Raw genomic sequence first — 25,505 nt, forward strand, 5'->3', positions numbered from 1 at the left:
AGTTCTACACTATGTTGAGTGAAATAAAACAGTTTATACGCTTTGAGTTCCAGACGCAAGACCTGGAGTTCGAGCGCTTCTTTAACCTGCTCGTGGTCTCCACGCTGATCGCCTATGCGAGCTCCATTCTGCCCTTCCTGCCGGGCAGCTTCCTGGGCTTTGCCTGGACGGGACTGGCCTGGATTTTCATGCTCTTCGTCTGCTTTTACTACCTGTTGCGCCTGGACAGCGTCACCTTTCCGATCCTGCCCTGGCTGCCCTGGATCGCTTACTCGGGCATTTACATCATCGTCAGCTACAGCTTCTTAGGCCTTCAGCTCACCGCACAGTATTACCTGCCGCTTATCATCGGCATCATCGCCAGCAGCTTCCAGTATTCGGTCATTAAAATCCTCTGGCTGGGGCAGCTGCTGCTTAAGTTGATCCTCTTTATCTTCGTGCTGGGCTTTATCTACTACCTGCTCACGGGCTACTTCGTGCATATGGCTTCCACGCCCATGCTCTTTGCCGTAGGCGGCTGCGTGGCACTGAGCATCTTCTTCGTCATCCAAAAGCGCGAAGGGCTCTACTATTACCTCATGCTCTTTTCCATGCCTTTTCTAGCCGTGACGCGGATGGCTATGCTGACCTTTATCATGAGCTTCGTGTTTCACTTCGCGAATAATTCCATCAAAACACGCTTTTACTCCATCACCGCCGGGGTGATCATCGGCCTGGTGGTGGTCAACTCCTCCGGTTTTAAAAACAAGTCCTTTTATGCGGGCTCGGGAGAGATCAATGAAATTTCATTAGATTACTACAGCTCCGAAAGTACCTTTAACAGCAGCGGCCGGAAGGCCTGGCAGGAAGCCCTGGACCTCGGTCTCCAAAAAGCCCCCGTCTGGGGTAATGGTCCGCGGGCGGACAATGAGCGCTTGCGTCAAATCACCGGCTCCGGCTCCGGAGAAGCGCATAACGATTACCTGTCCATCCGCTATAATTACGGCTGGGTAGGCTTGATCCTACTGCTCACGGGCTTTGGCTTCACGTTTATCAGGCTTTACTTTTTAAAAGTGAAGACCTCCTCCCATCCCATCTACTTTATCATGACCTCTAGCACGATGACTCTGTTTATCGTCATGCTCATGTTTATGTATTCGGATAATATTTTGAAGTATACCATATTCTTTCCCAATTACTTTTTTGCCATGATAGGCATCACCTTCGCCATGTATAAGAAGGGACTTCCAAATTACTGAAGCGTATGCAGATCACCGTTGTCATTCCACTTTACAACAAAGCGGCCACCATCGAGGCCACGCTACAGACGGTCCTCGACCAGCAGCAGGCAGCCGATGAGGTGCTTATCGTAGACGATGGCTCCCGGGACAATAGCCTGGAGATCATCGCCCAGAGTGCTGTGGCGGCGCAGCTGCCCATACGGATCCTAAGGCAGGAAAATCAAGGTGTATCTGCTGCTCGCAATACAGGGTGGCGGGCGGCGCGGCATGACTGGGTCTGCTTTTTGGATGCCGATGACCTCTGGGAGCCGGATTTTCTCGCCACGCTGAGCGAACTAAAAAAAAAGTGCCCCGAAGCACGTCTGCTGGCCAGCACTTATTCGTTTCTTTCTCCGAAAGGACAGAAGCGTCCTGCGATCCTGCGCCGACTCCAGCTACCACAGGGAGCACTCGGTTACCTGGATAATTACTTCGAGGTGGCCGCTCACTCGAATCCCCCCGTGTGGACTTCTGCCACGGCGCTGCATCGGGAAGCACTCGAGGCGGTAGGTGGATTTCCCGTAGGGATCAAGTCGGGAGAAGATTTACTCACCTGGGCACGCGTAGCCCTGCGCTATCGCGTGGCCTATGCGTACCGGGTGCTGGCCTATTACAGAGATAATGCGGACATGAGCGTCGTGAGCGCCCGTAGAAGTATCGATGACCCTGTGGGTGCAGCCCTACTGGCAGAACTTGCCCACTGCCCAGAGGCGCTGCGCACCAGCTACACTCTTTACCTGGGGCGCTGGCTAAAATCCATGGGGGTAGTGATTTTTCAGCAGCAGGACATGCCCGCCGCCCGAGCGAAATTCAGGGAGGCGCTGCCCTATACTGCCGAAAAGTTTAAGATTTATATTTTTTATCTATTAACTTACATGCCCAAAAGAATAAGAATGTCACTGTATAATGTATTGAAAAAATGAATATATGTTTGGTCTCCCGCGAATTTGGGAACTCCCAGCGGGGGGGAGGCATCGGAGCGTACATCAAAGAAATCGGAGGTCTATTCGTAGATCTCGGCCACCGGGTGCATGTCATCACCGCCCATGATGATACCCGCCTGGAGGAGGAAAAAACGGTGGACGGCATGCACGTACACTTTTTATCCGGTGCTGATTTCGTAATCCCTGCCGTAGAACCTGGTAACACCCTATACAAAAAATTACGCACCCTAACCCGTTTTCATGCCTTTCGCAAAAAAATTCGGGATAAAATCCAAAGCATTCCTGACCTTGATGTTATTGAAGTGCAGGAATATGGGGCGGAAGCGCTCTATTTAGAGGATATAGGGATTCCCGTCGTGATCCGCTTTCAGACGCCCACACTGCTGGACCGCGATACCTTTCTGCCACGAAAGAACCTCTACCAAAAGCCTCATGAGTGGATGATGGCGCATTATGAACAGGCGAGCATACGGAAGTTTGCTTACTTTACCTCTGCCTCCCAAAGCCTACTGGACTGGATGGAAACACACTTTGACCTACGTCATGCCAAACAAAAAGTGGTGATCTTCAATCCGATACGTCTGGAAAATTGGCGACCACGACCTCTTGAGGGTGAAAATACGCCTTTTCGCCTGATTTTTGCGGGTACTCTGGTGGAGACGAAAGGCATCGGGGAGCTGGTGGAGGCTTTGCGCATCCTGCGCAAAGAAAATAGGGCAGTGCAGCTCGACATCGCGGGCAAACAGAGCCCCTACTCGCAGGCATTACAGGCCTCTCTGAGCACAGAAGACCGCCAGCAGGTGCGCTTCGTGGGACAGCTCACCCGGCCGGAGCTAAACGCCTACTACGCTGCTTGCGATGCGGCCGTGTTCCCCTCCTGGTGGGATAACTTACCCCTCGTCTGTGTGGAGGCCATGTACGCGAACGGCGCCGTCATCGGCTCTAATGCTGGAGGCATGGCCGAACTGATCGAGCATGGAAAAAACGGTTGGCTCGTGCCACCGAAAAACCCACAGGCGCTCGCCGACTGTATCCGACAGCTGCTCGCCCTGCCGGTAGCGGAGCGCGCCCGCGTGCGCGAAAAGGCCCGCAGGGATGTGCATGAAAAGTTTTCAAACCTCCCCGCTCAGCAAACAGTAGATTTTTATAAGCAAGTGTGTTATGACTGGAAAAAAACGCGTACTCTGGGTTAACCCCTCTTTTTTATCTTACCGGATTCCCGTGTACGAAGCGCTCTCCCGTCTCCTGGGAGACAACTTCTACCTGCTCTACTCCGAAAAAAGAGTGCCGGAAAACGTACGCACGCGCATCAGTCAAGCCCTCGGCACACGCGCACGGGCACTGAAGGAAGAAAAAATCATCCGCCTCGGCCGTTCCGGGAATTTTGCAAACCAAGGGCTGTCCATCCCCATCCAAAAAGACCTCTACCGCGCCATCCAAGAGGTGCAGCCGGATATCATCATCTCCGAAGGCTTCTTCCAGTGGACGCTCTACGCCGTCTGGTACACGCGCTTCCGTAACGTGCCCCTCTATGTCGCCTACGAACGGACAGCCTACACGGAAAGAAATTGCCCCCCCTGGCGGGAACGCTACCGCAGCCTGCTGGATAACTTCGTTCAAGGCTACCTCGTGAATGGTACCCTCACCAAGGCCTACCTGAGAGAGAAATTGGGCGTCAGCCCCCAAAAACCGATACAAGAGGGTGTCATGGCCGCAGACTCTGACCTGCTGCGCACCCAAAAAGAAGGCGTGAGCCCCCAACAAAGACAAGCGCGAAGATGTGCCCTCTGGAGCAGCAAGGGAGATAAATCCTCCGAAAAAGGCTTGGCCTACCTCTACGTAGGCCAAATTATCGACCGCAAAGGGGTAAAAGAACTCCTCGAGGGCTGGAAACAGCATGCCCGCGCTTTCCCCGATGACCTGCTCATCCTAGCCGGAAGTGGCGATATGGAGGAGGGCTTGCAAGCCTCCTACAGCACCCTGCCTCAAGTCTACTGGACCGGAGAGGTAGCCTATGAAGAAATCTACCAGTATTATGCCGTGGCCGATGTTTTCGTCATGCCGACACTGGAGGACAACTGGAGCCTGGTCGTGCCCGAAGCCATGGCCTGCGACCTACCCATCATCTGCTCTACCTATAATGGTTGCTACCCGGAACTGGTGACGCCCTGCACTGGCTGGCTCTTCGACCCGCTGCAGACCGACACCCTGGTGGAGGCCCTGGCCAAAGCCCATGAGGCGGACCTTCCCCAAATGGGTCGAGCAGCGGCAGCCTTGGAAGCCAATTATAACCCCGCACGCGCTGCGCAGCGTATCCACCACCTCATTTCGCATGGCAAAAGTGAGTAAGATGGACGCTACACCGCCGCAGATGCCTACCAAAGGGGCACGAAAAACCATGCTCTGCATCCTCCACCTGCCGCCACCCCATCATGGTGCCGCCGCCGTGGGGGAGCTGATCCGTACCAGCACACGGATCCATGCCGCGGCCGACATGCATTTCCTGAACCTGAGCACCTCCACCACAGGGGAGGACATCGGGCGCCTGTCCCTACGGAAAATCAGCCAGATCGTCCAGCTCTACCGCCGCGTGGCTCAGCGCCTGCGCCAGCTGCAGCCGGATGCAGTCTACCTCACCCTGTCTTCCCATGGCTTCGGCTTCCTGAAAGACTATCCCATCCTCTGGCTCGCTAAGCGCCTGAAAGTGCCTGTCTACCTGCACTTCCACAACAAAGGCGTGGCGCGCTATGCCGATAAGTGGCCCTACCGCCTGCTCTACCCGAAGGCCTTCCGAGACACGACCGTGCTGCTGCTCGGCGAAGCGCTCTATGACGATGTGCAGCGCTTCGTGCGCCCTGAACAGGTCCGCTACCTGCCCAATGGCATCCCGCAGCCGGAGCTGCCCGCCGACAGCCTGCCGAAAACCCCGCGCATCCGGCCAGAAGACCCTTTCCAACTGCTGTTCCTCTCCAACCTTTTCCAATTTAAAGGCCCCCTGCTGCTGCTGGATGCCCTAGCCCTGCTGGCCGCTAAAGGGCTCCCCATCCACGCCCACTTCATGGGCAAAGCGGGCGATATCTCCGAAGCAGCCTTCACCGCGGCCATCGCGGAGCGGCAGCTCACGGAGCATGTCACCTATCACGGCGCCTGTTACGGGGAAGAAAAATACCGCATCTTCGCCGCCATGGACCTGCTCGTACACCCCACCTCGGACGACTGCCAGCCCCTGGTGATCCTCGAGGCCTTCGCACTCGGCATCCCCGTGCTGAGCACCGCCGTGGGCGCCATCCCCTCCATGCTCCACGAAGGAAATGGCCGCATCGTGGCCCAAAATGCCGCCGAAATCGCCGCCGAAATCGAAAATTTGAGTAAAAATCCGGAATTATGCGCCAATTTAGGCCGGCAAGCCAAAATGGATTTTGAAAAACGCTACACTATTCCGATTTTTGAAGATAATTTTCTAAAGTCTTTACGCTTACCTTAAGCCTATGCTTTTCAATTCCTACGAGTTTGTCATTTTTTACCTCGTAATTCTTTTTTTGTATTTTAATACAAACCGGTCCGGCAAGCTCTTCGTGCTCCTGCTCGGCTCCTACTACTTCTACATGTCCTGGAAATGGGAATTCGGCCTGCTCATGTTCGCCGTCTCCCTGTTTAACTGGTACATGGGACGCCACATCTTTATCAGCAGCGGCTGGCGCCGCAAAGCCCTGCTCTGGACCGCCATCGCCGTCTCCCTGCTGCCGCTGTTCTACTACAAGTACCTCAACTTCTTCATCGATAGCGCCAATACCCTCAGTGGATACTTCTTCTCCCCGCTGGACTGGCCCTTCGTCGCCGTCATTCTGCCGGTAGGGATCTCCTTCTTTACCTTCCAGGCGATGAGCTACTCCATCGACATCTACCGAAATAAAATCCCCGTAGAAGAAAATGCCCTGCACTTTCTCACTTACGTGGCTTTCTTTCCTCAACTTATCGCCGGCCCCATCGAGCGCTCCACAAACATCCTGCCTCAGCTAAAAAAGGAGGTGCACTTCGACTGGATCCTCTTCGAGCAGGGAGCCAAACTCTTCGTCTGGGGACTCTTTAAAAAGATCGTGATCGCCGACCGCCTCTCCCTGTACGCAGACCCGGTCTTCAATTCCCCGCAAGCCTATGAGGCCCCCACACTGGCGCTGGGAACGCTCTTCTTTACCCTACAGATCTACTGCGACTTCTCAGGCTACTCCGACATGGCCATCGGCATCGGCCGCACCCTCGGCATCCGCCTGATGCAGAATTTCAACTTGCCCTACATGGCGCTCTCCATCGGCGACTTCTGGAAGCGCTGGCATATCTCGCTCTCCAGCTGGTTCGGCGACTATGTGTACATCCCCCTCGGCGGAAATCGCGTGAAAGTCAGCCGCTGGTTCCTGAACATCGCCATCGTCTTCCTGCTCAGCGGACTTTGGCATGGGGCCAACTGGACCTTCGTCATCTGGGGCGCCCTCCACGCCAGCTTCTACTTCTTCGAATATTTCGGCGATAAGCTGCTCGCCGTCCTGGGACTCACCGGCATCAAAAAATCAGGAGGATACCGGCTCTTTAAGTGGTTCAGCACCTTCTCCGCCGTCATGCTGGGCTGGATCTTCTTCCGGGCCAATAGCGCCGGCGATGCCTGGTACATCCTGAGCCAGCTGCTGAGCTGGTCCGGTAGCCAGCTGTGGACGGGCTTTAGTGCCATCAACTTCTACCTCTCCCTGCTGCTGATCGCCTTCCTCTTTGGGGTACAGCTCCTGCAGTACTATGGCATCCTGGGGCTCTACGACAAGCACTCCCGCCTGCCGCGCTGGCTGGTGAACACGGGTTATTTTGTGCTCCTGTTCCTGATTAGTATCTTTGGGGTCAGCTCGAATGCATTTATTTACTTCCAGTTTTAACCCGTCTATGCGCTATCCACTTCGTTTTTTACTCTTCCTCGGCTGCTTCTTTTTGGCAGATTTCGCCCTGGATCAGGCCTTCCGCTCGGGACTGGAACGCTACTATGGCCTGCGCCCCGAAAGCCGTAGCGCCATCCTCGGCCACTCCCACATCATGCTGGGAATAGATGTGTATCAGCTGCAGGAATTTTATGGGCGGCCCGTGGCCAAATATGCCCGCGAAGGGGCCAATGTCCACGACCTGCTGCTCATGGGACGCCACCTCCGCGAACAGGCTCCTGAACTGGAAAGGGTCTTCATCGGCATCGACCCCTGGATGTTTACCGAAAGTGGGCTCTCCGAAAATTCAGCCAAGCTTTTCTACCCCTTCCTGAACTCTCCTGCCGTGCGCGCCGGCATCTCCGAGCAAGTGGAATCCATGGAGTACCTCTTTAAGCTCCTGATCCGCAGCAGCCGCTATAACGAGCTGCTCATGGGATCGGTGTATAGAGGGTATACGGCCAACTGGCGCAACCTCAAAACGGGTACGCTGGAAGGACAGGATCCGGAGCGGCTGGTAAAAAATTTCGGTTTGCGCCAGATTCAGTCCAGCCCCGCCATGAAAGAGACCTTCGAAATGCTCGTGGAGGAGTTTCGCCAAGCAGGCATCGAGGTGCACCTGGTATATACACCGACCTTTTATGCCTTTAACGCACAAAATCCAGAGGCTTTTCAAGCAGAAATCGCTTATTTTCAGCACTTCACAGCGCAGCAGGAGGGCCTCCACCTGCATGCCTTTACGGAGGAGTGGACCCGGGAGGCGGGGTATTTCTTCGACCCCATCCACCTCAACCAGCGCGGACAAGCAGCCGTCACCCAGGCGCTGATCGAAGCGTTAAAGGGGTTAAAGTGAGCGAGGAAGCCCTTTTCCTCCTTAAATGTTCTAAATAAGGGGCTTATTTGGGAATATTTTTTTTCGATACAGAAAGTAGGTCTATTTTATTTGTATATTTGCAGCTTATTGTGATGAGGATTTGATTGTTTTTTTAACGCATGCAAGCTTTTTTAGGATTTCAACTTAGCACCCAGCTTCCAGACACCTTGTCGAGTCAAAAGACCGTCTGCCTGACGATTAACCCACACTCTTTCTGTGTGGCCAAGACAGACCGGCCTTTTCAGCGCGCGCTCCTGGAATCGGATATGCTACTTCCAGATGGAATCGGAATCGTCTATGCCACCCGTTTTCTTTACGGTCAAAAAATTACGCGCATCAGCGGCTCTGACTTACACCTGCACATGCTGGAGCTGCTGCAGCGCCAGGGTGGGGGACGTGTCTTCTACCTGGGGGCAGCGCAGCAGACACTGGATAAAATCCAGGCACGCATCCGGAAGGAATATCCCGCCCTCACAGTAGAAACCTATTCTCCTCCCTATAAGGCTGTCTTTAGCGCTGAGGAAAATGCCGACATGATCCGCCGCGTGAATGCCGCAGCGCCCGATGTGCTCTTCGTGGGCATGACGGCCCCTAAGCAGGAAAAGTGGATCATGGAACATCAGCAGCAGCTACAAGTACCCTTTATGGCTGCTATCGGAGCCGTTTTTGATTTTTATGCCGGCACCGTCAAGCGCCCAGGGCCCTTTTGGATCAAGGCAGGACTCGAATGGCTACCGCGACTCGTACAAGAACCCAAACGCCTCTGGCGCAGAACCTTTATCTCCACCCCGGAATTTCTCTGGGAAGTGCTGAAGGTGAAGTTAACCCGATAACCCATAAAATTGAAACCCTATACTCATTTAAGTCTAATCTAGTGAATGTAATGATTGCTTCTAAAATTAAGTTCGGTATGCGCAGTGTCGCTTATACGCTGCTCGTGGCCTTGTTTTTCTCGTCTTGTATCTCAAATAAACGCTTGATTTATTTTCAAGACTACGATGGCAAGTACCCCGCAGATGCGCTGATCGACTATCAACTGCCCGAATACCGCATTCAAGCCAATGACATCTTGGATATTCAGGTGGTCACCATCGATGACCTCCTGGAAAGAGGCTTTACGCTAACCCCACAGATCGAAGGCATGGGTATGGGCATGCAGGCTGGCCTCGGAGGAGGAGATATCTACTACATGACGGGTTTCTCCGTGACCAACGAAGGCTATGTGCGCCTCCCGCTTATCGGTCCAGTGATGGTGCGTAACCTCACCCTAGAGGAAATTCGCCAGGCTGTCGAAAAAGAATTGGAAAAAATCATTAAAGCCGAGTTCCTCGTGCGCGTAAAACTAGGCGGGGTGCGCTTTGCTGCCCTCGGAGAGTTTCGCACGCCAGGTAAATTCGTCATCCTCCAGGATCGGGTGACCATCTACGAAGCCATCTCCACCGCCGGTGATATGACCACGCTGGCTAAACGCGATGAAGTGACCATCGTCCGCCAATACCCGGACGGCTCCCGCATCCATAAAGTGAATCTGTTGGATCGGAATATCATCAACAGTGAATTTTACTTCATCCAGCCGAATGATCAGCTCTATGTGGAACCCATGCGGGTGCGTGAAGCCGGTACCGGAGAAAACTTCACCCAGAGTTTGTCTATTTTTATATCTTCCATATCTTTGATCGGATTAATTATTAGTATTTCAGCACGTTAACTATGCGTCAAGCCAACACAAACAGTCCGCAAGACCCGATGGCCTTCTTCACAGGAGGCGGCGCGTCTAAGGCAAAAAACCCGGTGAACCTAAAAGCCACCCTGTATAAATACATTATCTACTGGCCGTATTTCCTGCTATCCGTGGTCTTTTTCGTCGGGGCTTCGTACCTGATCAGCAAAACACTCACACCGGTCTACCGCGTGAATGCGTCTCTGTTTATCGGGGATGAAAAACAAAATATGGCCTCGGAAATCCTCGACAAATCGGTCATGGGCTTCCAATCGAATAATATCGAAAACGATATGTTTGTGCTTAAGTCCTTCTCCATGGCCAACGAGGCACTGAAGCGACTGGACTTTAACGTTTCGTACTACCGCGAAGCTTTCTTCAGCAAGCAGATGATCTATGGCAATACCCCCATCCTGGTGGATATGGCCTGGAATGGCCCGCAAATTACTGGCGGTATGCTGCGCGTGCAGGTCCTCGATGAACAAACTTTCGAGATGAGCATCGAAGAGGATGGCTTCGCGATCTATAACCCGATCGATCCTTTCTACAAAACAGGGCTGCGCAATACCGAGCCGCTGACGGGTAAATTTACCTTCGGAGAGCCGATCAAATCAGAAACCTTTAACTTTACCATCAAAAATGCCGGCGCCCTGCCCGGTGATGTGATCTTCTTCACCCCGATGGATACGCCTTCCCTGGCCCTGCACTATGCGGGTGCCGTAAGCGCATTCCCTGCCGAACGCGCCTCCAGCGTGATCACCCTTAGCCTACAGACGCCCGTCCGTAAGATGGGAGAGGAGTACCTAAACGCACTCATGGATGCCTATATCGACTTTGAGCTGCGCGAAAAAAACCGCTTCTCCGAGCGTACCGTGGAGTTTATCAACAATCAGCTTCTCGGCATCACCGACTCGCTAAGCTTCTTCGAAAATCGCTTGCAGAACTTCCGGAAACAAAACCGGGTCTTCAACCTACAAGATGAAGGAACCAAGGTCATCGACAACCTCTTCGAAATCGAAAATGAAAAGGCACGCGAGCAAATCGCCCTCCGCTATTATCAGGATATCTTGACCTACATCGAACGCGATGACCTGGATGCCCTGGTTATCCCTTCTGTGGCTGGCGTACAAGATGCCCTTCTGAATACACTCGTCACCTCCCTGATCGAGATCCAAGGGGAAAAAATCCGTGTAAGCGCTATCTATGCCGATGGTAGCAAGCCGGTGTTAGACGTCAACCGTAAACTGGAAAGTACGAAGCGCTCCCTGACGGAGAATCTACGTTCTTCCATCCGAAATTCCCAAAGCCTCCTCAGCCAATACGAGGACCGTATCCGCGGTATCAATACGAGCATCAACGCCCTTCCGGAAACAGAGCGTAACTTGATCGGTCTGGAACGGCAGTTTAACATCAACGAGGGCATCTACATGTTCTTGATGGAAAAACGCTCAGAAGCGGAAATTGCCCGCGCGGCGAACTCCCCGAAAAATTTCGTGGTGGACGCTGCACGCGCTGGAGGCATGCCTGTTTTTCCGAATAAAAAGGTCAACTACCTCGCGGGACTCCTGGCGGGATTAATCATCCCTGCCCTGGTGCTCTATGGGAAATTTGCGCTCAACACGAAAATTTCAGACCTAAACGACTTCCGAAACAGCATGATGGACGTGGCGCCGGTGATTGCCGAAATTCCGGAAGCGAAAAACAAGCACCTGCCGGTCTTAAACAATCCCAAATCCGTGGTGGCCGAAACGTATCGCTCCATCCGCTCGGATATGTCTTTCCTCGTGCCGAACCAAGAGCAAGTGACCGTGCTCTTTACCTCCACCGTGGGGGGCGAAGGGAAAACTTTCTCCTCGATCAACTTGGCCGCGGCCTATTCCCTGCTGCGTAAAAAGACGATCATCATCGGGCTGGACCTTCGGAAACCGAAAATTTTCGATGACTTTAAGTTGAAAAACACCAAAGGGGTGACCAATGTCCTCACCACCGACATGGACTGGAAGACGGTCGTCAGCCCCAGCGGCTACGATTACCTGGACATCATGCTCTCCGGGCCTGTGCCTCCGAATCCAGCTGAACTCCTGCAGTTCCCGAAATTCAAGGAGATGATGGCCGCGATTAAAAAAGAATACGATGTGGTCATCCTCGATACGCCTCCTGTAGGTTTGGTGTCGGAGACCAAAGAAATCGCGAAGTATGCCGATGTCTGTTTCTATGTGTTCCGCTACGACTACAGTGAGAAAAATGCACTCCTCACCGTAGAGACCTTTAAGGAACTCATCGGCAAAACGCCGCTCTACTCCATCCTGAATGCCGTGCCGCAGAAAGCCGCTTATGGCTATGGATACGGTTCGAATGGCTATGGCTACTACGAAGAAGAAAGCCCTTCGAAAAAGAAGAAAGCCTAAGTACGAAAGCCTCCGAAAGGGGGCTTTTTTTCACAGCAGACATCCTTAGCAGCTGAACCGAACAGACACATGGAGGCTCCTTCCAAGGCCGGTTATGGCCAAATCCTAAAATCTACTTCCCTCTTCGGAGGGGTGCAGGCGGTCAGCATTCTGACCGCCATTTTGCGCGCTAAAGTGATGGCCGTCCTCCTCGGAACGAACGGCATGGGACTCCTCGGCCTCATCCAAACGGCCCTGGAATTGATCGGCGCTGCCACTAACTTTGGCCTCAGCCAAAGTGCCGTGCGCGACATCTCCCTAGCTGCCGCCTCCGAGAAGCCGGAAAAAGTGCAGCGCGCCGCTTCGATCTTTCGGAAAATCGTCTGGGCTACCGGCCTCCTCGGCGCCGGAACCACGCTGCTGCTTGCCTACCCCCTCAGCCTCTGGATGCTGGAAGACCCCGGATACACCTGGGCCTTTATGTGGCTAGGGGCTTCCCTGCTCTTTAATCAGCTGGCCGTCGGCCAAACGGTGCTGCTGCAGGGCTTGCGCCAACTCAAATGGATGGCGCAGGCCAACCTCTACGGGACAGTGCTCAGCCTCTTTGTGACGCTGCCCATCTATTATGTTTATGAAATCCAGGGGATCGTGCCGGCCATCCTCGGACAGGCACTGCTCACCTTCCTCATCGCCCGCTACTTCGGAAAAAAAATCGCCCTACCCCTCGTCCACATCAGCTGGAAAGAGGCCTGGCGCGAAGGAAGCCCCATGCTTAAGTTTGGCCTGGCGCTGAATGCCACCGCCCTCATCACGCTGGGCTTCTCCCTGCTGATCCGCATCTTTATCAACCGCAGCGGCGGCACAGACGATGTAGGCCTCTATGCCGCGGGCTTTAACATCATGAACACGTACGTGGGCCTGATCTTTAATGCCATGGGTGCAGACTACTACCCGAAACTGGCCGGCGTGGCCGAAAATAAGGAAAAAGCCAAAGGCTTTATGAGCCAGCAGGGGGAGGTGAGCCTGCTCATCCTCATGCCGCTGCTTACCTTCCTGGCCCTCTTCCTGCAGCCTTTCGTGCGCCTGATCTATACGCCGGAATTCTTGCCCATCGTCCCCATGCTGCACATCGCCTTCCTGGGCATGCTGCTGAAGACGGGGGGCTGGGTAACTGCCTTTTATATCGTGGCCAAAGGCAAAACCAAGTTCTTCTTCTGGAGTGAACTGCTCTACAATGGCTACTTCTTCGCCAGCCATATCCTTGGCTACAGGTACTTTGGCATCCCGGGACTGGGCATGGCCTTTACGGTCTCTTATGCCCTCTACTTCGTGCAGGTGTCCTGGATCGTGCAGCGCTTTTATGGCATCCGCCTGGAAAAAGCCTTCTTCCGCCTGCTCAGCCTGGCCCTGCTGCTGGTCGGAACTGCCGCTGCCGCCGCCCACTTCCTCTCCGGAGCTCTCTTCTGGGCACTCGCAGTCCCGCTTTGCCTCGGTACCGCCCTTTTCTGCTTCCGCAGCCTGGATAAACGCTCCGGCTTGGCCACCAAACTTGTCGAACGCCTAAAACGCTTCTTCCCATGAGCATGCTTTCCACTCCCTCCGACCTACCGCTCATCAGCATCGTGGTGATCAGCTTCCGCCATGAAGCCACCGTCTGCGCCACGCTGGCCTCCTGCGCCGCGCAGTCGTACCCCCACATCGAACTCATCTGCTGCGACGATGCCTCCCCCGACCAGAGCGTGGCCCGTATCCGGGACTGGATCTCCCAGCATAGCAGCCGCTTCCAGCGCTGTCAGCTCATCGCCCAGCCAGAAAACCGGGGTACGGTGGAAAACCTGAACGCCGGCTTGCGTGCGGCCAGCGGAAAGTACATCAAAATCATCGCCGCCGATGATCTGCTGCTGCCCCACTGCCTCTCCGATCTCCTGGCGGCTTACCAAGAGGCCCAGGAAGCTCCAGGTAACCCGAAGACGCTCTTCCTGGGCAGCGGACTGACCTGCGATGCACAGGGGAATGTCCTGCAAGAAATCCGCCTCCCAGCCTGGTATTTTCAGCTGGAGGCGCAGGAGCAACTGGCCCTCTATGCCCTCTTCTTTTATTTTGTGTTCACACCGGGCATCCTCTACCCGCGCGAGGTGTTCGAACAGGAGGGACTTTTCCAGCCCGAACACCCGCTCATCGAAGACCTGCCCTATTACATGCACCTGCTGGCGGCGGGCTACCGCTTCCGTCTTATCGAGACCCCCGTGGCGCTCTACCGGGTGCATGCCCAAAGCATCTCCCAAAGCGGTGCCTCCCCGGCTTTCCTCCGCTCGCTAGAGGCCTTCCTCCAAGGGCGCTTCCCCCAGCTGCTCCAGCGTGCGGGCTTGCAGCAGTACCTGGCCTATTTCCAAAAACGCCAACGACTCTCCCAAGCCAAAGGAAGGCTCAGCAGCCTCCGCGCTCGCCTCAGCCTGCTCCGCGCTCCGCTCTACTGGAAACAGCGGGCCCTGGAGAAAAAATACGGGATCCAACCCTACAAAACGGCCTTCTGGGTGCCCCTCAGCAGCCCGGAGCGCGTCCTCCATTATTTCCCCGAAGCCAGCCATGTCTACTTCCCGTCCTAAAGCACAGCCCCGCCCCAGCACGAAACCTGTTGCCATCAGCATCAATCCCTTCCTGGACCGCGGGGGCATCGGTACCTTTACCCTCCACCTGGCGCATGTCTGGCAGGAGGACTACCACCGCGTCCTGATCCTCACCCACTACGGCGGCACCCTGGAAGCCGAAGCACGCGCTGCCTTCGATGAGGTGCATGTCTTGCCCCCCTCCGGTAGCCTGCAGCGCCTAAGGGGCCTCCATGCGCTTCTGCGCCAACTACAACCTGCCCTCACGCTGCTGAATAATGCACCTACAGCAAATTACCTCTTGCCTGTTTTAGGGGCCAAAGGCCGCGGAAAGGTCATCAGCGTCATCCACTCGGATGATCCGCGCTACTACCGCCTGGATACCCGCGCCGCCTACTGGATCGATGCCTTCGTAGGGCCTTCGCCCAAAGTGGCCGCCACCCTCCCCCAGTACCTGCCCCCAATAAAAAAACACCGCATCCTCTGCATCCCGCATGGCGTGCCGATCCCAGAGCAGCTCCCCCAGAGCGCACCCCACCCGAAACGCTTGCTCTTCGTGGGCCAGCTCGATACGCATAAAGGCGTGCTGCTGCTCCCCGAACTGCTCGAAATCCTCCACCAAAAAGATCCCGAACTGGAACTGCACCTGGTAGGGGAGGGGCCCCTGCGCGAACGCCTGGAGGCCGAAGCGCGGGCGCGCCAGCTACAGCAGCATCTCTTTTTCCATGGACACCTCCGCGGTGCGGCCCTCCAGCAGGCCTATGCCGCCAGCAGCTTTTTCGTCTTTCCTACCCGCCTGGAAAGCTTCGGCCTCGTCATCCCGGAGGCCATGGGCCAAGGCTGCATCCCCATCCTCAGCCACCTGCCGGGCATCACCGATGCCTTCCTGCCCGAAAATACGCCCTGCGGCGCCCTGCTGCCGCTCCACGCGGATGCCCAAGCCTATGCCGAAGCGCTCCTGCCCCTGCTCCAAGCACCGGCCGAACAGCGGCTGGCCATGCGTCAAGCCGCACATCGCCATGCACTCCAGCATTTTTCCCTGCAGCAGCTCCAAAAAGCCTACCGCCAGCTTTTCGCCGACCTGCAGGCGGCGCCCTAAACAGGCGATGTAAAAAAAATAGCTATATTTGCGGCAGAAATCTTTCCGCACAAATAGCGCACAAGCATTTTTTCCGAATTCGAACTTTTCCAACATGAAGCAGTACCCTTACCCCATTCTTTTTACCGACAAAAGCGAACTCTTCGCCGGGGCCGAAAACTCGCTGATCGAGCTGTACCAACAGCTTCACCCGGAAAAATTTCCAGCACATGTGCTCTTCCATTTCCCGCGCCCGCACCAAGAGGCCTTCCCTACAGAAAAGGCCCGGCTCCACTGGCGCTTCCCCGAAGCGGCCTGGTGGATGGGCTCCGAAGTGACGTATACGCCCTTGCCGGGCATGGACGCTCTAAAACGCTACCGCTTCGGCATCCGCCTGCGGGAAATCATCAGCAGCGAAAACATCCGCCTGCTGCATATCAACTTGCTCCGCAACCAAGACCGACGGGACATCCAGGTGGCCCGCAAGTTGGGCATCCCGGTCATCGGCCATGTCCGTAGCCTCCAGCATCAGGCACCCATCGCCGCCGAAGTACTCAGCGCCTGCTCGGCGATCGTCTGTACCTCTACTTATGTGGAACAGCAGGTCCTGGAGGCAGCTCCCGCCTGTGCCGGACGGACACGCACGATCTACGATCCTGTACGCCTAGAAAACTACCAGCAGCAGCGCTCCCCGAAAGCGCTGCGCCAAGCCTTTCAAGTGCCGGAAAATAGCTTCTGCATCCTCAGCATCGGCATTCTGGACCAGCGCAAAGGCCACGATACGGCCATCCGCGCCTTCCATAAAGCGCGCCCAAGCCTACCCCCGCATGCGCTCCTGCTCATCGCCGGGGGCAGCTACCCCGACGATACCCGCGAAGCGGATCGCCTGCAGGAGCTCGTCCAAAGGCTGGGCCTCCAAGACCAGGTCCGCTTCCTCGGGCATATCGACAAGCCCGCCGAAGCCTATGCCATCGCCGACCTGGTCCTCTCCCTCACCAAAGATGGAGAGGCCTTCGGCCGTATCCCCCTGGAGGCTGCCGCCCAAAAGAAACCCTGCATCGCCGGCAGCAAAGGCGCCACCCCGGAAATCCTCTCCGAGGGCCTGACGGGCTTCCTCGTGGCCAACGAAGACCAGCAGCAGGTGGCCGCACGCATCCAGCAGCTCTACGAAAACCCCGCCCTGCGGGAAAAAATGGGGGAGGCCGCGCAGCAACTCCTTTCCGAAAAGTTTTCCGTCCAGCGCCATGCCGACAGCATGCAGGCCTTTTACCTCGAACTCCTCCACCCCACTCGCGCATGAAAACCATCAGCATCGCCATCCCCTGCCTCCAAATGGGCGGCACCGAGATGCAAACCCTCAGCCTCATCCGCGCCCTCCGCAGCGCTGCATTCCGCATACGCCTCATCGCCTACTTCGAGACGGATCCCCTTATGCTGGAAACCGTCCGCCCCCTCTGCGATGAACTCCACCTCCTCCACATGGACAGAGGCTGGAACCCGCTGCGCCAACTCCTCCACCTGCGCCGCGCCTTCCGCCCCTTCCGTAAGGATCCCATGCACCTCCAGTACATGAACCCGGGCCTGCTGCCCGTACTGGCCGCCGCCAGCCTGGGCATCCCCCGCATCCTGGCGACCGTGCACCAGCCCTGGACGCCCGGACATGGGAAGCGGGCCCAACAGCTCCTCCGCTTTGCCGCTGCACGCTGCCATGCCTTTATCAGCGTCTCCGAACATGTGCAAAACTCCTGGTTTGAGGGCCTTCCCGATAGCTCCCGACGGCATGTCATCTACAATGCCATCGATACGGCTTTCATCGCCGCGCATGCCGCCAGCGCCCCCGCCCGCCAGCAGCTCCCCGGACTGGAACAACTCCCGCCGGAGGCCTACTGCATGGGAACCATCTCCCGCATCCGCCATGAAAAGGGTATCGACGTGCTCCTGGAGGCTTTCCTGCAAGCGGCCCCGCAAGCGCCGGACCTGCACCTGGTGCTGGTAGGCGATGGCCCCGACCGCCCAGCCCTCCAGGCCAAAGGGAAGGCCAGCCCCTACGCCGAGCGCATCCACTGGTGTGGCGCCCAAGCCTGGGAAAAAGCGCTCCACTATGGTGCGGCGCTCGACTTGATCGTCATCCCTTCCCGCTTCGAAGGTTTCGGCCTCAGCGCTGCGGAGGCCATGGCACTCCAGAAACCCCTCATCCTCAGCCATACCTCAGGTCTAAAAGAACTTATCGTAGAAGGGGAGTCGGGCCGCTTCTTCCCCAATGAAGATGCCGCCGCCCTCGCGCGCATCCTCCTCGAACTGCACCACCAAAAGGCGCTGGCGGATCAACTGGCCGCCGCCGCCCGCCAGCGCGTCATCGCGCGCTTTGACTATCCGGTCTTCGTGGACCGCACGCTCCACTGCTATGCGCAGCTAGGTATCCATAGCCCCCAGCAAAGCCCTCATCCCTAATGCCCATGTCTCCTTCTCCATCCCCGTATCCACAGTCTCCCCTGGTCAGCATCATCCTGATCAGCTACCGCCAAGAGGACTTTATCGAGGCGGCCCTCCGCAGCATCCTGGCCCTGGACTATCCCCACCTGGAGCTGCTCCTGGCAGACGATGCCTCGCCCGATGCTACCGCAGCACGGGCAAAAGCCTTGCTCGATGCTTTCCCCCCAAAACCGGGATTCTCCTACCGTATCCTCCCCAGACCGAAGAACCTGGGCCTCACCGCGAACGTGGCCGATGCCCTGCGCCAGGCCCGCGGCACCTACTGCCATATCCTCGGGGGGGATGATTACTTCTGCCTCCCCTCCAAACTGAACCTCCAGGTCCTCGAGCTGGAACAGGATCCCCTCCTCATGGCTTGCTTCACGGATTACCGCATCATCGATGCACAGGACCATACCATGGAAGCGCAGGCACTCCGTGCCAAAGGCCTAAATGCTCCCAAACGCTTCTCCATCGAAGCGCTCTACTCTGGGGCCTCGGCTTATGTGCTTTCTCAAACGACGCTCTTCCGTCGAGAAGCACTTGACAGCACCTTTTTTGACTTGCTCACAGATCCGCGCACGTTGATCGAAGACTTTCCGCTGATCTTGCACCTGGGCTTCCAAGGGGACTTCCTCTTCCTGCCGCTCGTGGGCTCGGCCTACCGCTACCACACGGGCTCCATGACTGGGGGCATCGACCATCAGCGCAACTGGCGCCTGCATCTTTCCCATAAATTTGTGCGGGAGTCGCTCTATGCGCGCTACGGACGTGCACTAAAAGGACATGCAGCCATGCAAGTGGAAATCGCGAAGGAGGAACTGCTCCTGGCGACCAAATCGCTGCAGCAGCCCCCGGAGGGCGAAGCGGCCTACCGCTTGCTAAAAGAGCGGGGCGCGCTCACGATGAAACTCCGCGGCCTCTACCTGCTGTATCGCTTGCCTTTCCTCCTCCGCCTGGCTCTGCGCCTTAAAAATGCGCTGCGCTAAGCTCCGGCCGGGAAAGGAAAAAACGAGCCCTTGGACTTTCTCCGAATTTCTCTTTACTTTGTACTAGTAATTCTTTTGTTATGCAGCGTCCTACGCTTTTACACTTTCCGAAAATCGAAGACCCCCGCGGAAATCTGACCTTCTTGCAGCATGCCGATCAGGTGCCTTTTCCCATCCAGCGGGTCTTCTGGACCTACGACGTGCCGGGCGGCGAACAGCGCGGCGGACATGCCTACCGACGCCAACAGGAACTGATCATCGCCCTCAGCGGGAGCTTCGATATCCGGGTCACCGCCCCCGATGGGAGCAGCGAACGCTTCGCCCTGAACCGCTCCTACTACGGACTCTACCTGCCTGCCGGCTGTTGGCGCCACATGGAGAACTTCTCCACGAATGCCCTCGGCCTGCACCTCTCCGATACCGCCTACGACGAAACGGACTACATCCGGGATTTTGAAGCCTTTAAACAGCTACACGCATGAGCCGCACCAGCACCGTCTTCGACTGCAGCATCCTCTCCCTGCCGAAAAACCATAGCATAAAGGGGCATATCACCGCCATTAACGGGGGCATCGAGGTGCCTTTCCCCCTAAACCGGATCTACTACCTCTACGATGTGCCTGGAGGGGAGGGGAGGGGTGCCCATGGGCACCGCGCCCTGCAGCAACTCATCATCGCGGCCAGCGGGAGCTTCGACCTCCAGGTAGACGATGGCCGCAGCAAACGAACGTTTCAGCTCAACCGTCCCTACCAGGGACTGCTGCTTCCCTCAGGACTCTGGCGGGAGCTGTCTAATTTCTCCTCCGGAGCGATCTGCCTCGTCCTAGCCTCTCATGCCTACGATGCGGCGGATTATATCCGCGACTATTCCGAATTCCTTGCCTTTAAAAACTTGTAAATGCATACGCTTCCTGTTCCTTTTCTTGATTTCTCCGGCATGCATGTGCCCCTCCGCAGCCGCATGCAGGAGGCCTTTACCCGTGTCTACGATCGGCAGTGGTTCCTCCTGGGAACCGAACTGACGGATTTCGAAGCGGCTTATGCCGCCTATAACGAGGTGCCCTACGCCCTCGGCCTGAGTAATGGCCTGGATGCCTTGCACCTGGCCCTGAAAGCCCTCGGCATCGGTCCGGGCATGGAGGTGATCGTGCCCTCGCATACCTATATTGCCACCGTGCTGGCGGTCAGCTACGTGGGCGCTACGCCGATTTTCGCGGAGCCGGATCCACGTACCTATAACCTTAGCGCTGCGGGCATCCAAAGTGTCCTCAGCCCCCGCACCCGGGCCATCATCCCCGTACACCTCTACGGACAGGCCTGCCCCATGGCGGAAATCATGGCGCTGGCGGATCAGCATGGCCTAAAGGTCATCGAAGACAATGCCCAAGCGCATGGCGCCCGCTACCGGGGTATCCGCACCGGTGCCTGGGGGCATGCCAATGCCACCAGCTTCTACCCGGGAAAAAACCTGGGAGCCCTGGGCGACTCGGGGGCGCTCACACTGCGCGATGAGGCGCTCTACCAGCAGGTGAAGGCGCTGCGCAACTATGGCAGCGAGAAAAAGTATTATAATGCCTACATCGGCCATAACATGCGCATGGATGAGCTGCAGGCGGCTTTCCTTTCGGAAAAGCTGCAGCATCTGGATGCCTGGACGGCGGAGCGCCAAAGGATCGCGGCCACTTATTCCCAAGCCCTGGAAGGGGTAGGGGACCTGATCTTGCCCTACTGCGACCCGGAGGCCACGCATGCCTACCACCTTTATGTGGTCCGTACGGAGCAGCGCCCGGCCTTGCAGGACTTCCTCCAAGAGGCGGGCATCCAAACGCTGATCCACTACCCGGTGCCCCCGCACTTGCAGGAGGCTTACCGTGACCTGGGCTATCAGCGGGGGGATTTTCCGCTGGCGGAAGCCCTGGCCGATACGGTACTCAGCTTGCCGCTTTTCCCCGGTATGTCCGAGGAGCAGCAGGCGCATGTCTGCCAGACGATCCAAGCGTTTTTTTCCCGTTAAGCCAATCTCCTTTCTCCTCCCATGAACGAAAACCCTGCCTTTATCCATCCCCTGGCCGATGTCCAAAGCCCCCATATCGGGGCGAATAGTCGCGTTTGGCAATTTGCGGTCATCCTTAAAGGGGCGCGCATCGGGAAAAATGCGAACATCAACTGCCACACCTTTATCGAAAACGATGTGGTACTGGGCGACGATGTGACGGTGAAGAGTGGGGTCTACCTTTGGGATGGGCTTCGTGTGGAGGATCAGGTCTTTATCGGCCCGAATGTGACCTTTACGAACGACAAGTATCCCCGCTCCAAGCAGTATCCGGAGGCTTTCAGCCAAACGATCCTGGAGCGGGGGGCTTCTATCGGCGCTGCGGCCACGATCTTGGGCGGTGTGCGGATCGGGGCGCATGCTCTGGTGGCGGCGGGCAGCCTGGTGACGCGCGATGTGCCGGCCCATGCCTTGGTGATGGGCAGTCCGGCGCGGGTGGTCAAGTGGCTAAATGCGGATGGCTCTGCCATGCTGCCGCTAGGTGAAAACCGCTGGCAGGGACAGGAGGGTACCTACCGCGAAGCGGAGGGCCGCTTGCTGCGGGAGGCCTAAGTCGGTTTTCTGTTTGGGGAACATTTTGTCTTTTACAGGGGGATAAATGCTTTTTAAACAACAGATTTTGGAGTTAAACATTTTCTTGCAAAAATAGTTAGCCCCCTTTCGTGCTTTAAAAAAGAAACGTTTATATTTGTCCCGCATACGTTTTTGCACTGAACCACATTTGCTTTTTAACAGCCCACACTCCCGTATGTCTTCTAGCCTTTAATCGGCCGTATCGAGCAAATGAATTCCGTGCAGCGTGCGCTACCGGAAGTTCTGGCTCGTTTTTTTTGTCAAAAAAAGACGGGTACTGGGACTGAGAGGGCGAAGCTGTGCTTGCCTTCCTCCGAAAATACTACCGCCACAAGCTTTACCTGCTTCTCCCTTATCTTATACCCGCGTACCCTTTTATGAATCGATCCCGTATCAGCGGCGAGAACCTTCGCCCCCTTAGCCTTCTACTCGGCCTCTTCCTTCTCTTAGCCAGTAGCTCCTGTATTTCGAATAAGCGTCTGATTTACCTGCAAGATCGCGGTTTTTCAGAGCCTCTCTTTGAGGAAGGTCCTTTGGTCGCCAATTCAGAAGATACCTACCGCCTGCAGTATAATGATGTGGTGGATATCAACATCCGAACTACTTCGGAAGAGTTGAATGCTATATTCGGTATTTCTGAAAGTACCATGAGAATGGGCGGAGGAATGCAAGGGGTAATGAACGGTGGGGATGTGTTCTTTATACAAGGTTATACGCTAGATGAGGAAGGCAATGTGGATTTACCTCTTATTGGAGAAGTGAATTTGGTTAATTTAACTGTGCGGCAATCCAAGGAAAAAATAGAAAACCTACTAACGGAGTACATCCGAAAAGATGATCTCTATGTGCGTGTCCGCTTAGGGGGTATGCGATTTTCCACACTAGGAGAGTTTAACCGAAATGGCAATCACACGTTGTTAGCGAACCGTATCAATATCTTTCAGGCCATTGCGCATGCGGGGGACATGACAGTGACCGCCAAGAGGGATGAAGTGGTTTTAATCCGACAATATCCGGAAGGAACGAAATCCTTTCGGATAAATTTGAACGATAAACGTATCGTAGAGTCGGACTTCTTTTTTTTACGCCCTAACGACATGCTCTATGCCGAGCCCCTACGTGTACGGGAGATTGGTTCAGGAGTAAATCTTGTTCAGACCATACAGTTAACAGTTACGATGATAACCGCGGCACTTCTAGTTATTAATGCTTTGAATTAAGAACATGCAAAAACAAACAACAAATAATTCCCAACAGGAAGACGATTTAGAGATTGGCCAGCTACTCCGTCGCATCGTAGCCATTTGGCCTTATATCTTGCTCTCCATTGCCTTTGCCTTAGTTAGTGCTTATATATATCTCCGTTTTCAAGTTCCGACCTATCAGGTGGAAAGTAAGTTTTTTGTCAAAGAGAAGGAAACGGCTTTAGGCATTTTTGAAAATGCCTTGGATTTTAAGCAGGACATGGGCCTGAATAACCAGATGATCATCATGCGCTCACGGCCAGTAGCCGCTGCTGCTTTGGAAAAGGTAGATTTTTCAGTAGAATACCATACGCAAGGTTTTTTCCAGCGCAAAGAGTTGTATCCCAATTCGCCCATTGCAGTGGAGGTAGACTGGAACCATCCCCAGCTCTGTAATGGAGATATTGTGATCTCTTGGTCGGATGTTAGTGGTTTTCAGGTACGGTATACAGAAGAAGAATATACGCAGGTCTGGCAAAATGAAAATCGGAAGCAAAAAGTAGAAAATCCAATTTCTCCAGAGCGAAGCTTCGCTTTTGGTGAGTATATCGAGCTTCCCGGAAATAAATTCAAGGTGGAGCTTACTGGTATACAAGCGGAAGGCGAAATCATGCTTCGTTTGCGAGATAAAGAATCACTGACCAATCAATTTGCAGCAGCACTAAAGGTAACGCCACAGGAAAAGCAAGCGAGTATTTTATTACTTTCCCTTATTATTCAAACGCCCACCAAAGGAATAGCTTACCTGAATGCCGTCCAAGAGATTTTTATCGAACGTGAACTCGCAGAAAAGAATGCGGTAGCAGCGAATACGGTTGACTTTATTGATCAACAGCTTTTACTTTTATCCGATTCTTTATTGTTTACAGAAAATCGCCTGCGGGATTTTCGTTCGGCCAATGCGACCTATGACTTAAGTTCCGAGGGATCTGCGCTTTTTACAGAGATGTCCTCCTTAGAACGTGAGCTGGGTCAGGAGCGTTTGAAACGGAACTACTATCGACAGCTGAAAGAGTACCTGGTGCGCGAGTCCTACGATAATATCGTCGTTCCCTCAGGGATTGGCATCCAAGATCCTATTCTAAACTCCCTGATCATGAATTTAATCGACCTGCAGGCCGATAAATCCATGAAAATGGCCAAGCTGACGGAAAATTCGCCTCCCGTACGCGAGGTGAACCAAAAAATTCGGGATCTAAACAATTCCATACGAGAGGTGCTCAATAACGTAGAGCGAAATGCAGAACTCACCATTAATGATCTGCAAGGCCGCATCAACCGCATGGAGGGCTCCTTTACCGCACTTCCAGAGACCGAACAGGGATTAGTGCGCATCCAGCGGGAATTTGCACTTAACGAAGGACTGTACACCTATTTATTACAGAAACGTGCAGAAGCGGCCATCACCAAGGCCTCCAATATGCCGGCCAATAAGGTGATTGAACAAGCACGTGTATTGCCCGGACTTGTTACACCGAAAGCGGCACGTAGCTATGCCATCGCTTTTTCTTTGGGCATGCTCATTCCCATCGCATTTGTCTTTGGCAAGATGAAACTCAGTACGAAGGTCATTGAGCCAAAAGAGTTAGAGAAAAGTTTGAAGATACCTTTGATCGGTTCCGTCGGTCGTGGAAAGGAAAACGAGCCCCTGGTCGTCTTCGATAATCCGCGTTCGGTCATCACAGAGTCTTTCCGTTCGCTGCGTGCCGATATGGCCTATCTGATCCCCAAGCAAAAGGAAAACATGTGCCTACTTTTTACCTCAACCGTGTCAGGCGAAGGGAAAACATTTTGCTCAATCAATATGGGGTCCGTTTATGCCCTGACAGGGAAGAAAACCATCGTCATCGGTTTGGATTTACGTAAGCCTCGTATTGCGAATGAATTCGGGCTATCGAATGATCGGGGCATGTCGAATGTACTCAGCTTGCAGTCCGACTGGCGCGAAATGGTAAAAAACTCCAAATACGAAAATCTAGATGTACTCTTATCCGGCCCCATACCTCCGAATCCGGCCGAATTGATCCTGCAAGACTATATGGGTGAAGTCTTACAAGAAATCAAAGCCGCATACGATGTAGTGATCTTGGATTGTCCTCCAGTAGGCTTGGTGTCGGAAACACGGGATCTTTTCCAGTATGCGGATGCTTCTATTTATGTCTTTCGTCAAAATTATTCAGACAAGGCAGCGGTGGAGCTACCCAATAGCCTAGTAGAAAAAGGAGGAGTGAAGAAGTTATATGCCGTGCTGAATGATGTGCACCTGAACACTGGGTATGGTTATGGCTATGGTTACGGTTATGGTTATGGTGCCAAGTCGGGGTATTATGTGGAAGGTAAATGATTTT

22 protein-coding genes are annotated in these 25,505 nt (G+C 54.9%); all 22 read left to right on the top strand.

Annotation, left to right across the window (positions count from 1 at the left end):
- Positions 1 to 11 precede the first annotated feature (11 nt).
- Positions 12 to 1,238: an O-antigen ligase family protein gene (locus ACXIT9_RS12295; protein WP_458056535.1), complete on the top strand. Its 1,227-nt coding sequence runs from the start codon at positions 12 to 14 to the stop codon at positions 1,236 to 1,238.
- 5 nt (positions 1,239 to 1,243) lie between these two features.
- Positions 1,244 to 2,182, top strand: a complete 939-nt coding sequence (locus ACXIT9_RS12300) for a glycosyltransferase family 2 protein (RefSeq protein ID WP_458056536.1) — start codon at positions 1,244 to 1,246, stop codon at positions 2,180 to 2,182.
- Positions 2,179 to 3,396 (top strand): glycosyltransferase family 4 protein, encoded by a 1,218-nt coding sequence (locus ACXIT9_RS12305; RefSeq protein ID WP_458056537.1) that lies wholly within the window; start codon positions 2,179 to 2,181, stop codon positions 3,394 to 3,396. The genes ACXIT9_RS12300 and ACXIT9_RS12305 overlap by 4 nt, the downstream gene beginning before the upstream one ends.
- The gene (locus tag ACXIT9_RS12310; protein WP_458056538.1) at positions 3,365 to 4,552 is read left to right on the top strand and encodes a glycosyltransferase family 4 protein; all 1,188 of its coding nucleotides are present in this window, start codon (positions 3,365 to 3,367) and stop codon (positions 4,550 to 4,552) included. Before ACXIT9_RS12305 ends, ACXIT9_RS12310 begins: the two co-directional genes overlap by 32 nt.
- A gap of 1 nt (position 4,553) precedes the next feature.
- The gene (locus ACXIT9_RS12315; RefSeq protein ID WP_458056539.1) at positions 4,554 to 5,687 is read left to right on the top strand and encodes a glycosyltransferase family 4 protein; all 1,134 of its coding nucleotides are present in this window, start codon (positions 4,554 to 4,556) and stop codon (positions 5,685 to 5,687) included.
- Positions 5,688 to 5,691: 4 nt separating this feature from the next.
- Positions 5,692 to 7,122, top strand: coding sequence for an MBOAT family O-acyltransferase (locus ACXIT9_RS12320; protein WP_458056540.1), 1,431 nt, complete (start codon positions 5,692 to 5,694; stop codon positions 7,120 to 7,122).
- 7 nt (positions 7,123 to 7,129) lie between these two features.
- The gene (locus tag ACXIT9_RS12325; protein ID WP_458056541.1) at positions 7,130 to 8,014 is read left to right on the top strand and encodes a hypothetical protein; all 885 of its coding nucleotides are present in this window, start codon (positions 7,130 to 7,132) and stop codon (positions 8,012 to 8,014) included.
- 140 nt (positions 8,015 to 8,154) lie between these two features.
- Positions 8,155 to 8,868 (top strand): WecB/TagA/CpsF family glycosyltransferase, encoded by a 714-nt coding sequence (locus tag ACXIT9_RS12330; protein WP_458056542.1) that lies wholly within the window; start codon positions 8,155 to 8,157, stop codon positions 8,866 to 8,868.
- Between the two features lie 50 nt (positions 8,869 to 8,918).
- Positions 8,919 to 9,743: a polysaccharide biosynthesis/export family protein gene (locus ACXIT9_RS12335; protein WP_458056543.1), complete on the top strand. Its 825-nt coding sequence runs from the start codon at positions 8,919 to 8,921 to the stop codon at positions 9,741 to 9,743.
- Positions 9,744 to 9,745: 2 nt separating this feature from the next.
- The gene (locus ACXIT9_RS12340) at positions 9,746 to 12,163 is read left to right on the top strand and encodes a GumC family protein (RefSeq protein ID WP_458056544.1); all 2,418 of its coding nucleotides are present in this window, start codon (positions 9,746 to 9,748) and stop codon (positions 12,161 to 12,163) included.
- A 69-nt stretch (positions 12,164 to 12,232) separates the two neighbouring features.
- The gene (locus ACXIT9_RS12345) at positions 12,233 to 13,723 is read left to right on the top strand and encodes an oligosaccharide flippase family protein (RefSeq protein WP_458056545.1); all 1,491 of its coding nucleotides are present in this window, start codon (positions 12,233 to 12,235) and stop codon (positions 13,721 to 13,723) included.
- A complete protein-coding gene (locus tag ACXIT9_RS12350) occupies positions 13,720 to 14,748 on the top strand; it encodes a glycosyltransferase family 2 protein (protein ID WP_458056546.1) in 1,029 nt (342 codons plus the stop codon). Before ACXIT9_RS12345 ends, ACXIT9_RS12350 begins: the two co-directional genes overlap by 4 nt.
- A complete protein-coding gene (locus ACXIT9_RS12355; RefSeq protein ID WP_458056547.1) occupies positions 14,729 to 15,847 on the top strand; it encodes a glycosyltransferase family 4 protein in 1,119 nt (372 codons plus the stop codon). The genes ACXIT9_RS12350 and ACXIT9_RS12355 overlap by 20 nt, the downstream gene beginning before the upstream one ends.
- Positions 15,848 to 15,941: 94 nt before the next feature.
- The gene (locus ACXIT9_RS12360; protein WP_458056548.1) at positions 15,942 to 17,126 is read left to right on the top strand and encodes a glycosyltransferase family 4 protein; all 1,185 of its coding nucleotides are present in this window, start codon (positions 15,942 to 15,944) and stop codon (positions 17,124 to 17,126) included.
- Positions 17,123 to 18,277 (top strand): glycosyltransferase family 4 protein, encoded by a 1,155-nt coding sequence (locus ACXIT9_RS12365; protein ID WP_458056549.1) that lies wholly within the window; start codon positions 17,123 to 17,125, stop codon positions 18,275 to 18,277. The genes ACXIT9_RS12360 and ACXIT9_RS12365 overlap by 4 nt, the downstream gene beginning before the upstream one ends.
- A 5-nt stretch (positions 18,278 to 18,282) precedes the next feature.
- Entirely contained in the window at positions 18,283 to 19,287 is a 1,005-nt protein-coding gene (locus tag ACXIT9_RS12370) for a glycosyltransferase family 2 protein (protein ID WP_458056550.1), read from the top strand.
- An 80-nt stretch (positions 19,288 to 19,367) separates the two neighbouring features.
- A complete protein-coding gene (locus tag ACXIT9_RS12375) occupies positions 19,368 to 19,769 on the top strand; it encodes a sugar 3,4-ketoisomerase (protein ID WP_458056551.1) in 402 nt (133 codons plus the stop codon).
- On the top strand, positions 19,766 to 20,185 hold the full coding sequence (locus ACXIT9_RS12380) for a sugar 3,4-ketoisomerase (RefSeq protein WP_458056552.1): 420 nt from the start codon (positions 19,766 to 19,768) through the stop codon (positions 20,183 to 20,185). The genes ACXIT9_RS12375 and ACXIT9_RS12380 overlap by 4 nt, the downstream gene beginning before the upstream one ends.
- Positions 20,186 to 21,301, top strand: coding sequence for a DegT/DnrJ/EryC1/StrS family aminotransferase (locus ACXIT9_RS12385; protein ID WP_458056553.1), 1,116 nt, complete (start codon positions 20,186 to 20,188; stop codon positions 21,299 to 21,301).
- 21 nt (positions 21,302 to 21,322) lie between these two features.
- Positions 21,323 to 21,892 (top strand): DapH/DapD/GlmU-related protein, encoded by a 570-nt coding sequence (locus ACXIT9_RS12390; RefSeq protein ID WP_458056554.1) that lies wholly within the window; start codon positions 21,323 to 21,325, stop codon positions 21,890 to 21,892.
- Positions 21,893 to 22,290: 398 nt separating this feature from the next.
- Positions 22,291 to 23,133, top strand: a complete 843-nt coding sequence (locus ACXIT9_RS12395) for a polysaccharide biosynthesis/export family protein (protein WP_458056555.1) — start codon at positions 22,291 to 22,293, stop codon at positions 23,131 to 23,133.
- 4 nt (positions 23,134 to 23,137) lie between these two features.
- Complete coding sequence (locus ACXIT9_RS12400) at positions 23,138 to 25,501, top strand: GumC family protein (RefSeq protein WP_458056556.1); 2,364 nt, start codon at positions 23,138 to 23,140, stop codon at positions 25,499 to 25,501.
- Positions 25,502 to 25,505: the final 4 nt, after the last annotated feature.

Source organism: Nitritalea sp., from assembly GCF_054166705.1.